Source organism: Microcella sp. (genome assembly GCF_033763155.1).
Taxonomy (GTDB): domain Bacteria; phylum Actinomycetota; class Actinomycetes; order Actinomycetales; family Microbacteriaceae; genus Microcella.
Map to the genome: position 1 here is coordinate 1 of NZ_JANRKZ010000187.1, position 10,705 is coordinate 10,705.

Below are 10,705 nucleotides of genomic sequence, written 5' to 3' on the forward strand. Positions count from 1 at the left end.
GACTGACCGCGACAAAGATTTTTGTCCGGTCATGCGGCATCCCACGACGCATTCCTGCGTGATCGTGGGTTTGTACCCTGATTTTCGTGCGCGCTGTCGACGATAAGGCTGAATTTGCGCGGATTCTGGGGCAGCGGGCGCGAAAAATGTCCCCCGTTGTCCTCCAAAATGACGACTGTGCACGCGCACGGTTTTGAGGCATGATGACTGATGTCAGGTGCAGCCCCCGGGCCGCACCGCCGGTCACGAAAGCTGTTGGGTAGCAGTCGCGTGATTGGGGGGCGAGATAGATCAACATTCGGGTTGTCGATCTTTCTCGATACGTTGCGAAGGGCCGGAGCTGGGTACTCCGGCCCTTCGATCGTTCTCAGCGCCGTGGCCTCGGAATCTCGAGCCAGAGGTCGACGGCATCATTGTCGTCATCGTCGGCATCAGAGTGGCCGAGTTCTCGTGCGCGACCGTCACCCGAGGGCGTGAGTCCGACGACGGTCACAGCGGTCACCGAATCAGCAGGCGCCGTGCGAGCGATGACGCGCGTCGCTCGCGTGGTGCGAATGGCATTAGCGAGGGTGGCAAGCACTCGCCCGAGAGCCCGATCATCAAGATCGTCGAGCCCGCCCTCGTCGAGGAGGCTGACAGACACCCCACGCCGCCGCGCCGCCATGACTTCGAGGCGCACCTCATCGTTGAGCAACCGGCGTCCGCGAATCTCGTCGCGGAGTGCGCCCTCCAGGTGAAGACACTCTTGGCGTTCTTCGGGCGTGAGGTCGCCCCGTGAGCGCTCAATGAGCTGCAGCATCGGAACAGCGGTTGATGCCGTTCGGCCGAGACGAAACTGGCGTTCGTACAGGTGCGCTTCTTGGGCCGCGTGCCAGTCGGTTGCCTGTCGCTCTGCGCGCGCAAACCGCGCCGCATCTCTCGATGCTTTCGCGAGGGCGCGCGACAAGATGTGCGACACGGCGACCCACGCGGCGCTTCCGATCACCCCCGTACCGAGAAGCGCGTTGGGCCCGCCCCAGATCACGGTCTGCACGACGAGTGCCGCGATCCCCAGCCACGCGAACGCGTGTCGACGTCGCGTGGACGTGATCGTCAACAGCGTGCCCACCGCGGCGACATACCACGTGGCGTACCCAAGCCCGCCCTCCTGGTCCGCGACCAGCTGAGGCGTGATGAGGAGGGGCATGGCGATGCAGACGAGCACGTTGGTCACGGCCATCCCCGTCGGCATCCGTGCCGACTGACCGGGCAACAAGCTGATTGTTGTTGCCGTGGCGTAGATGATCATCGCGGCCAACACGGGCACGGGGTCGGCGGGCATTTCGATCGTGTACAGGCCCAAGACGATGTGATAGCTCGAAAAGATGGCAGCCATCGTGACGATGAGTGACCGAGGAACGCCGATTCTCATGACGGCTCCGGACGTGATGCGTCAGCGGCGGCAGCGACCTCGTCGGCAATCGGTGGCTCACCGAATTCAGTACCGGCACCGACGTCGGGCCACGACAGCACGACGACCGTGCCTCGGCCCGCCGAAGACCGCACGTCAGCGCGCCCACCGGCGTTGGCCGTTCGTTCGATGATCGAGCGGCGCACGCCCAGTCGTGCATCGGGCACAGCAGAGAGCTCGAATCCCACACCCGCATCGCCCACCTCGATCTGCACGGCGCCGCCCTCGCGACCCAGTACCGAGAGCCACCGTCGCACCTCCTGCGAGCCAGCGTGCTGCACGCTGTTCACCATCGCCTGCACCGCTGCGGAGTACAGCGCGTCGGCCTGCGCGGCCGGAATGACGCGCACATCGAGCAATCGAATGCGAATGGAGAACTCCATCGGCATCTGCCGAGCGGCCGCCGCAATGCGATCGGCGAGCTCACGAAAACGCACCGTCGTTCCATCGTCGGGCGCTACAAGCGCCGCTTCCCGCAGATGACGCATGGCATTCGCCGCCATCTGCGACGCCAGAGTCTTTTGCTCGGGCGTTTCGGCCCGCGCCGCGCTGAGCAGAGTGGTGAGCACGCTGTCGTGGACGATGGCGTCGACGTGAACGCGTTCAACCTCAGTCGCGTGCTGGCGCACGGCACGCGCATAGCGGTCAAGGGCAGCGCCTTGCGCTTGATCAACAGAGCTCGCTGCCACGCGCGTCATCACCACAATGACAAGAACAGCTCCCCCCAAGATGATCGCGTAGATCGCGTTGAAGAGTCCGAGCTCCCAGGGGCCTCCGCCGCCTTGAGGCGTGGCACGAATCACCCCGTAGATCAGGGGAACAACGATGAGATAGATCAACGCGCCGCGGCGCCGAAACCCGATCGCCGCTGTTGCGGTTGCCACCGTCGTGAGCTGATACAGCCAGTGATCTCCTTGGTGCGCAACGGCCGGGTCATCAAGAAAGAACGGCCACGTGACGAGCGCCGCAACGTAGACAAACGACACCAGTCGATGTGACGCAACCACCCATCGCTTGAGGGTCGAACACAGCAGCGCGATGAGTAACGAACCATAGACAGTGCTGACGGCGATCGCCGACCACACGGGCTGCCCCAGCGAATACTGATCAAACAGAGCGGGCAACGCCTGCAAGCCGAACACAATGCCGAACCACGCGACCGACCGCGAGACCACCGTGTCAACCTGTCGCCGACTCAGTGGGCTGCGTTGCGGCCTGCGCGTTTCGGCGACCGCCTCGACCGGTTTAGTCGTCGTCATCGCCATCGGTATCGAGACCGGGAAGGATGCCGTCTTCAACAGCACGGCGCAACAGGTCAACCTTGGTCGGTGCCGGCCGGCCGACTTCGACGTACTTTGACCGAATGCGATCGAGGTATTCGCGAGCGGTTGAATACCCGATGCCCAGTTGCTGAGCAGCAAGTCGCAAAGGCAGCCCACTCGCGTACAAGTGCAGAATCTCGCGTTCACGCCGACCGAGCTGCGCTTTGGCGAAATCACGATCAGCATCGATCGCACTGGCCCACTCAAGGTTGTTCAGAACGTCACCCCGGGCGACCGTCTCGGCGGCGGCGATCACCGTGCTGGTTGCTGACGACTTCGGAATCACCCCGGCCGCGCCGGCCGCTAGCGCCTCGCGCACACTCGCCACGCGGTCGGCGATGGAGTGAACAAGAACAGCAGAACCCGTCGCCTGCACGGCCTTGACGTTGTCGGTCACGCTGGAACCATCACCGAGTGACAGGTCAAGCACGACGACGTCAATCTCACGACCACCGAGTGCGTCGACGAACTCAGGAACGCTGGCCGACGAGGCGACAACGTCGAAGCCCGCGGTCGAGAACGCCGCCTGAAGGCCAAGGCGAACCGATTCGTGATCATCAACGATCGCGACGCGCACTTGTTTGTTCACGGCAGCAACCACGAAAAGACAACCGGGCCCTTCATTCGTCACAGTGACTACAGCGGCACCGTCGGCCGCGTGGCCCCATGCTAGTCGCGCTCGGTGACGGGTAGGGGGTGGAATCCCACAGCCTCGTAGCCTCGGTGTGAGCGCGTCCGCCGCAGGCTCTCAATCGCGCACGAGCGTCGCCACGGCCTCGACATGGTGGGTGTGCGGAAAGAGATCGAAAGCACGGATGCGCGCGAGCCGGTAGCCCGATTCGGCGGCGAGGGCGACATCGCGTGCGAGAGCGACCGGGTCACACGCCACATACACGAGCTGAGCCGGCGCGAGCCGACCGAGCAGCGCCATGACCTCGGATCCGGCTCCCGACCGCGGCGGATCGAGCACCATCGTCGCCGCGCGAAGCCGATCGCGGTCGGCGGCCGAGGCGCCCGCGTCGAGGTCACGCAACCAGCGATCAACGCGACCCGTTTCGGCTGCGGCCCCCAGCCACTCGGCGAGGTTTTCGCTCGCATGGTCGGTCGCGCGCTCGTCAGATTCGACGCTCGTGATGCGCGTCTCAGGGCCAAACCCGTCGGCAACCGCGGCCGCGAGCAGACCAACACCACCGTAGAGATCGAGGTTTTCGGCGCGCGGGTCGAAGAGTGCGGCGTCAATGGCCTCTTGCACGGCCCGTGACAGCGCGGCAGGAGCCGAGCGATGCACTTGCCAGAATCCGGTGTCATCGAGCTGAAAAGTGCGCTCGCCCACGACTTCACGAATCACGCTGGGCTTCTGCTCGCCGATTACCAGGCGGGGCTCGCTCGTGGTGGGGGCGATGACGTCAAGAGTGTCGATTCCGGTGAACCGCTCGGCAAAGGGCGTCGCAGCCTGCACGGCGGCGGTCGCGAGGGGAACATCCGTCACCGGAATCACCGAGTGCGAGCGAGACGCCATCGGTCCGAGGCGACCCTGATCGTCGACGTGCAAACGGATGCGCGTGCGCCAGCCGAGTCCGTTGACGGCGGGGTCGCCCGGCAGCGGCTCGACGACTACGTCGCTCTCGATCTCGGCCATCCGTTGCAGCGACTCGGCGAGTACCTGCCGCTTGAGTTCGCGCTGGTGCGCGAGAGCAATGTGCCCAAACTCGGCCCCGCCCGCGCGGCCACGGGGGTCGCGGTCAATCGCGGCAGCCGACCACACGTGATCACGCCGATGTTCGCTGGGCTGTAGCACCTCGACCGCGTCGGCCCGCCAGAAGCTCTTCTTGCGGTCGTCGCTCACGCGAGCGCGCACCGTCTCGCCCGGGATCGCGTCGCTCACGAACACCACACGACCGTCGAGTCGCCCGATCGAGATGCCGCCGTGCGCGATCTTGTCGACCGTGAGTTCGATGATGCTGCCGATGTGTTCGCCCATCCCCCCAGCCTAGGCGCGGCCCGTAGCATCGAGCCGTGCGCCTCTATCTCGCCTCAACGTCTCCAGCCCGGCTCGCGACTCTGCGAGCCGTGGGAATCGAACCGATCGCCATCGCCCCGGGTGTCGATGAAGAGGCTGCGGTGGATGCGGCCGCGGCCGCGCATCCCGATGGCCGCCTGCCGGCCGCCGAGATGGTGCAGCTGCTCGCTCGCCTCAAGGCCGAGGCCGTGCTCGACCCCGATGTGCTGGCCTCGGTCGGTATCGAGCCGTCACAGCTCGACGGCTTCATTCTCGGCGGCGACTCGGCGTTCGAACTCGACGGCACCGTGTTTGGCAAGCCGCACGAGCCCGAGATCGCCCGCGAGCGCTGGTTGCAGCAACGCGGGCGCAGCGGAGTGCTGCACTCGGGGCACTGGCTCATCGATCACCGCGGCGGTGCCGTGCGGGGCGCGACGGGCCGCTCGACGCGTGCGACCGTGCACTTCGCCGATGACATCGAAGAGGCCGAAATCGACGCGTACATCGCGACGGGAGAGCCCCTGAAGGTCGCCGGGGCGTTCACGATCGATTCGAAAGGCGCCGGATTCATCGACCGCATCGAGGGCGACCCCCACACGGTCGTCGGGCTGTCAGTGCCTCTCGTGCGCAAGCTCGTGCACGAACTCGGCGGCCGATATACCGATCTCTGGAACCGCTAAGCGAATCGACTCCCTTTTGTCGAGGCCCGCCAAACACGAGGGCGGCTCTCACCCCTAGGCTGGTGAACCATGGCCCGCATCACGAAGATTCTCATTGCCAACCGAGGCGAAATCGCCGTTCGCGTCATCCGCGCCGCGCGCGACTCTGGCATCGCCACCGTCGCCGTCTACGCCGATCAAGACCGGGATGCCCGGCACGTGCGCCTCGCCGACGAGGCCTATGCCCTCAACGGCACGACGAGCGCCGAAACCTACCTCGTGATCGACAAGCTGCTCAGCATCGCTCGCCGGGCCGGAGCCAACGCGGTTCACCCCGGCTACGGCTTCCTCGCCGAGAACGCCGACTTTGCTCGCGCCGTGATCGACGCGGGTCTCTTCTGGATCGGGCCGAGCCCCGAGGCCATCGAGCAATTGGGCGACAAGGTCAGCGCCCGCCACATCGCTGAAAAGGTGGGCGCCCCGCTCGCCCCCGGCACACTCAACCCCGTGAGCGGCGCCGACGAGGTGCTCGAGTTCGTCGACGTGCACGGCTTGCCCGTGGCGATCAAAGCGGCCTTCGGCGGTGGCGGTCGCGGCCTCAAGGTGGCCCGCACGCGCGAAGAGATTCCCGAGTTGTTCGATTCGGCCACGCGCGAAGCAATCGCGGCGTTCGGTCGAGGCGAGTGCTTCGTCGAGAAGTACCTCGACAAGCCGCGTCACGTCGAGACGCAGTGCCTCGCCGACGCGCACGGCAACGTCGTCGTCATCTCGACGCGTGACTGCTCACTGCAGCGTCGCCACCAGAAACTCGTTGAAGAGGCCCCCGCGCCCTTCTTGACCGCCGAGCAGACCGAACTGCTCTACAGCTCGTCCAAGGCCATCTTGAAAGAGGTCGGGTACCTCGGTGCTGGCACGTGTGAGTTCTTGATCGGTGCCGATGGCACCGTGTCGTTCCTCGAAGTCAACACGCGCCTGCAGGTCGAACACCCTGTGTCTGAAGAGGTCACCGGCATTGACCTTGTGCGCGAGCAGTTCCGGCTCGCTGAGGGCGAGCCGCTCGGCTATGACGACCCGGTCGCCCACGGCCACTCGTTCGAATTCCGCATCAACGGCGAAGACCCGGGTCTCAACTTCATGCCGATGCCCGGCCCCGTGCACGCGTTGCGTTTTCCGGGTGGGCCCGGCGTGCGCGTCGATTCGGGTGTGACGACCGGCGATGTCATTTCGGGCGCCTTCGATTCGCTGCTCGCGAAGCTCATCGTGACGGGCAAGACGCGTGATGACGCACTCGAGCGTTCGCGTCGCGCCCTCGCCGAGTTTGAGGTGGCCGGCCTGCCGACCGTGCTGCCCTTCCACCGCGCAATCGTGGATGACCCCGCTTTCGCCCCCGCCGACGGCGCGCCGTTCACGGTCTACACGCGCTGGATCGAGACCGAGTTCGACAACCAGCTTGAGCCGTGGAGCGGTTCGCTCGCCGAGCCCATGGCTGAGCCCGCCGCGCGCCACACCGTCGTCGTCGAGGTCAGCGGCAAGCGCCTTGAGGTGTCACTGCCCGAAACGCTGATTCCTGCCTCAAGCTCGCGCGCCTCGACCGCGCTCGCTCCTGCCCCCAAGCGCCGTGGCGGATCAGCCGTGGCTGCCGGTGCGTCGGGCGACGCGGTCAAGAGCCCGATGCAGGCAACCGTCGTCAAGCTTGCCGTCGCCGAGGGCGACAAGGTCGTCGCGGGTGACCTCGTGGTGGTGCTCGAAGCCATGAAGATGGAACAGCCCCTCACGGCGCACAAAGACGGCGTCGTGGCGAGCATTGGTGCCGCCGTGGGCGAGACCGTGGCCTCGGGACACGTGCTGCTCACGATCACCGACTAGCGTCGGCCGCTCACGAGCCGCGCTAGTCGTGGGGCACGTGCATGGCGCGCGCAGCATCCGTGATGCCGCCTGACAGCGACGGGTACACCGAGTAGGCGCGAGCCAATTGGTCGACCGTCAGTCGGTGTTCAACGGCGAGCGCGATCGGCAAGATCAGTTCAGAGGCGCGCGGTGCCACGACCACGCCTCCAATGACCGTGCCCGAGGTCTTCGCCGCGAACAGCTTGATGAAGCCGTCGGTGACGCCCTGCATCTTGGCACGCGGGTTGGTCTCGAGCGCGAGCTTGAACGTGATGCCTCGCGTTGCGCCTTCTTCGATCTGCTTTTGTGAGAAGCCCACCGTGGCAATCTCGGGTGCCGTGAAGATGTTCGACGTCACGTTGCGCAGCTGAATGGGCGTGACCGCGTCGCCCATCGCGTGATAGACCGCGGTTCGACCTTGCATGGCGGCGACGGATGCGAGCGGGAGCGAGTCGCTGCAGTCTCCGACCGCGTACACACTCGGCATCGACGTGCGCGCCACCTTGTTGACCGCGATGTGGCCCGACTCAGTGAGCTGAACACCCGCCTCGTCGAGGCCGATGCCCGCGGTGTTCGGAATGGATCCGACGGCCATGAGACAGTGCGAGCCCTCGATGACGGTGCCGTCGCTCAGGGTCACCGTCACTCCCTCGCCCGTGTTGACCACCGAGTCGGCGCGGCTCTTGGCGAGCAAGGTCATGCCGTTGCGGCGAAACACCTTTTCGATGAGTTGCGCGGCATCGGCATCCTCACCCGGAAGCACCTGGTCGCGACTCGAGATGAGGGTGACCTGTGCACCGAGAGCGCGGTAGGCCGAGGCGAACTCGGCACCCGTGACACCTGAACCGACAACGATGAGGTGGTCGGGAACATCACTGAGCGTGTAGAGCTGGGTCCAGGTGAGGATGCGCTTTCCGTCGGGCTTCGCCGTCGGCAGTTCGCGCGGGGACGCGCCCACCGCGACGATAACCGTGTCGGCGTCGCACTGATCGAAGTCGGTGCGCTTCTTTCCGTGTCCGGCGGCGACGACGAGGCGATTCGGCCCGTCGAGTCGGCCATCGCCGGCAATGATGCGCACGCCCGCCTCGACGAGTTGCTCGCGCATGTCATCGCTTTGCTCTTGCGCGAGACGCAGCAGCCGCTTGTTGACCTGAGCGAGGTTGACAGCAACCTCGGGCTTGACCGCCCGCCCGCTCTCGCCGCGCGCGAAAAACTGCACCCCCAGCTCACCGGCATCGCGAATCGACCCCGCGGCCTCGGCCGTGGCGATGAGCGTCTTCGAGGGCACAACATCGGTCAAGACGGCCGAGCCGCCCACGCCGACACGCTCGACGAGCGTCACGTCGGCGCCGAGCTGGGCGCCCGCGAGCGCGGCTTCATACCCGCCAGGACCTCCGCCCAGAACGGCGATGCGGTGCTTGCGGTTGAAAAGGGTGGTCATGCCTCCATTGTGTCAGCGTGCGCGAGTGCGCGCCCCGCTCACCAGCCGTCACGAGCGCCCCGTCAGTAGGCTGACTCTCATGAGCCACGCTGTTGTGAACCCTCTTGACGCGCCCGACGCCGACCCCTTTGCCATCGCCGCGCAGGCTGCCGAGCAGCTCGCTGAGGCCACCGGCGTCGAGCGCCACGACATTGCCCTGACTCTCGGATCAGGGTGGGCCAAAGCCGCCGACCTCATCGGCGAGACAACCCACACGATTCCGGCGACCGACATTGCGGGCTTTAGCAAGCCAGCGCTCGAGGGGCACGTGGGCACCCTGCGGTCAATCCTGTTGCCGAGCGGCAAGCGCGCGCTCGTCATCGGCGCCCGCACCCACTACTACGAGAACCACGGCGTGCGCCGGGTGGTGCACTCGGTACGCACAGCGGCCGCGGCGGGGGCATCCGTCATGATCCTCACCAATGGCGCGGGCGGCATCAAAGACCACTGGAAGCCGGGAACGCCCGTGCTCATCAGTGACCACCTCAACCTCACGGCAAACTCGCCACTCGAGGGCGCGACCTTTATCGACCTCACCGATCTCTACGCCAAGCGCTTGCGCAACCTCGCGCACACGGTCGACGCGAGCCTCGACGAGGGCGTCTACGTGCAGTTCCGTGGGCCGCACTACGAGACGCCCGCTGAAGTGCAGATGGCGAAGGCCATGGGCGGGCACATTGTCGGCATGTCGACGGCCCTCGAGGCGATTGCGGCCCGCCAGGCCGGCATGGAGGTGCTCGGGCTCTCGCTCATCACCAACCTCGCGGCGGGCATCTCGCCCGAGCCGCTGAGCCACGGCGAAGTGATTCAAGCCGGCAAAGACGCCGAGCCCGTCATCTCTGCGCTGCTCGCGCGCATCGTTGCCGCACTGTAGGAGGCACTCGTGACCACTCTCGATCTCGCCAAGGCGTGGCTCGACCAAGACCCCGACCCCGTCACTCGCGCCGAACTCGAGGCGCTCATTCCGGCCGCCGAGAGCGGCGATGCGGCGGCAATGGATGCCCTCCGCGACCGCTTCGACACGCGCCTCACGTTCGGCACCGCGGGTCTGCGGGGTGAGCTCGGCGCGGGGTCGAACCGCATGAACCGCGTGCTCGTCTCGCAGGCGGCGACCGGATTCGCCCGCTGGTTGCTCGCCCGTGACGAGAACGCCTCCGTGGTGATCGGGTACGACGGCCGCGTCAATAGCGACGTGTTCGCGCGCGACTCGGCCGAGCTCATGGCGGGCGCGGGGGTGCGCGTCGTGCTGCTGCCGCGTGCCCTTCCGACTCCCGTGCTCGCCTTTGCCGTGCGCGAGCTCAGCCTGAGCGCTGGTGTCATGGTGACCGCGAGCCACAACCCGCCGCGCGACAACGGCTACAAGGTTTACCTGGGCGGCCGTGATGGTGGCTCACAGATCGTGGCCCCCGCCGACGAGGCGATTCACGCCGCGATTCTCGCGGTCGCCGACACCGAAGTGGTCGGGGAACTGCCGCGATCGAGCGCCTTCGAAACGGCCGACGACTCGGTCATCGACGCGTACATCGCCCGCACCGCCGCCCTCGTCACACACACGCCCGAGTCCGCCGTCATCGAGCCCGTGAGCTTCGTCTACACGGCGATGCACGGCGTGGGGTGGGAGGTCGCTCAGCGCGTGTTCCGCGACGCGGGGCTCGGCGGGCCGACCGTCGTCGCCGAGCAGATCGACCCCGACGGCGCCTTCCCGACCGTGGCGTTCCCCAACCCGGAGGAGCCCGGCGCGATGGACCTCGCCTTCGCGACCGCCCGCGCCGCGGGCGCCGAGCTCATTATCGCCAATGACCCCGACGCCGACCGGCTCGCGGTGGCCATCCCCGATGCGTCGACCCCCGAGGGCTGGCGCCGGCTCAGCGGCAACGCGGTCGGGGCCCTGCTCGGCTGGCGGGCCGC

General features: G+C 66.7%; 8 protein-coding genes and 1 pseudogene. 4 read left to right on the forward strand and 5 right to left on the reverse strand.

Annotation, left to right across the window (positions count from 1 at the left end):
• Positions 1-367 precede the first annotated feature (367 nt).
• The 4 genes from SFU54_RS07805 to SFU54_RS07820 form a co-directional block, all read right to left on the reverse strand.
• Positions 368-1,375, reverse strand: a complete 1,008-nt coding sequence (locus tag SFU54_RS07805) for a hypothetical protein (RefSeq protein ID WP_319015721.1) — start codon at positions 1,373-1,375, stop codon at positions 368-370.
• A 32-nt stretch (positions 1,376-1,407) separates the two neighbouring features.
• A complete protein-coding gene (locus SFU54_RS07810; RefSeq protein WP_319015722.1) occupies positions 1,408-2,709 on the reverse strand; it encodes a histidine kinase in 1,302 nt (433 codons plus the stop codon).
• A complete protein-coding gene (locus tag SFU54_RS07815) occupies positions 2,696-3,361 on the reverse strand; it encodes a response regulator transcription factor (protein WP_319015723.1) in 666 nt (221 codons plus the stop codon). The genes SFU54_RS07810 and SFU54_RS07815 overlap by 14 nt, the downstream gene beginning before the upstream one ends.
• 159 nt (positions 3,362-3,520) lie before the next feature.
• Positions 3,521-4,753, reverse strand: a complete 1,233-nt coding sequence (locus SFU54_RS07820) for a class I SAM-dependent RNA methyltransferase (protein WP_319015724.1) — start codon at positions 4,751-4,753, stop codon at positions 3,521-3,523.
• A 35-nt stretch (positions 4,754-4,788) separates the two neighbouring features.
• Here SFU54_RS07820 and SFU54_RS07825 point away from each other — a divergent pair, with 35 nt between their 5' ends.
• The gene (locus SFU54_RS07825; protein WP_319015725.1) at positions 4,789-5,451 is read left to right on the forward strand and encodes a Maf family protein; all 663 of its coding nucleotides are present in this window, start codon (positions 4,789-4,791) and stop codon (positions 5,449-5,451) included.
• Between the two features lie 69 nt (positions 5,452-5,520).
• On the forward strand, positions 5,521-7,296 hold the full coding sequence (locus tag SFU54_RS07830; RefSeq protein WP_319015726.1) for an acetyl/propionyl/methylcrotonyl-CoA carboxylase subunit alpha: 1,776 nt from the start codon (positions 5,521-5,523) through the stop codon (positions 7,294-7,296).
• A 22-nt stretch (positions 7,297-7,318) separates the two neighbouring features.
• Here the strand turns inward: SFU54_RS07830 and SFU54_RS07835 are convergent, their stop codons facing one another.
• Positions 7,319-8,758: an NAD(P)H-quinone dehydrogenase gene (locus tag SFU54_RS07835; protein WP_319015727.1), complete on the reverse strand. Its 1,440-nt coding sequence runs from the start codon at positions 8,756-8,758 to the stop codon at positions 7,319-7,321.
• A 79-nt stretch (positions 8,759-8,837) separates the two neighbouring features.
• Here SFU54_RS07835 and SFU54_RS07840 point away from each other — a divergent pair, with 79 nt between their 5' ends.
• Positions 8,838-9,671, forward strand: coding sequence for a purine-nucleoside phosphorylase (locus SFU54_RS07840; protein WP_319015728.1), 834 nt, complete (start codon positions 8,838-8,840; stop codon positions 9,669-9,671).
• A gap of 9 nt (positions 9,672-9,680) precedes the next feature.
• A pseudogene (locus tag SFU54_RS07845) lies at positions 9,681-10,705 on the forward strand (phospho-sugar mutase); the annotation flags it as partial.

Excerpts from the sequence above, each read along its gene's own strand:
- SFU54_RS07805 (WP_319015721.1), bottom strand. The coding sequence starts at position 1,375 with ATGGCTGCCATCTTTTCGAGCTATCACATCGTCTTGGGCCTGTACACG.
- SFU54_RS07810 (WP_319015722.1), bottom strand. The coding sequence starts at position 2,709 with ATGACGACGACTAAACCGGTCGAGGCGGTCGCCGAAACGCGCAGGCCG.
- SFU54_RS07820 (WP_319015724.1), bottom strand. The coding sequence starts at position 4,753 with ATGGGCGAACACATCGGCAGCATCATCGAACTCACGGTCGACAAGATC.
- SFU54_RS07830 (WP_319015726.1), top strand. The coding sequence starts at position 5,521 with ATGGCCCGCATCACGAAGATTCTCATTGCCAACCGAGGCGAAATCGCC.
- SFU54_RS07835 (WP_319015727.1), bottom strand. The coding sequence starts at position 8,758 with ATGACCACCCTTTTCAACCGCAAGCACCGCATCGCCGTTCTGGGCGGA.
- SFU54_RS07840 (WP_319015728.1), top strand. The coding sequence starts at position 8,838 with ATGAGCCACGCTGTTGTGAACCCTCTTGACGCGCCCGACGCCGACCCC.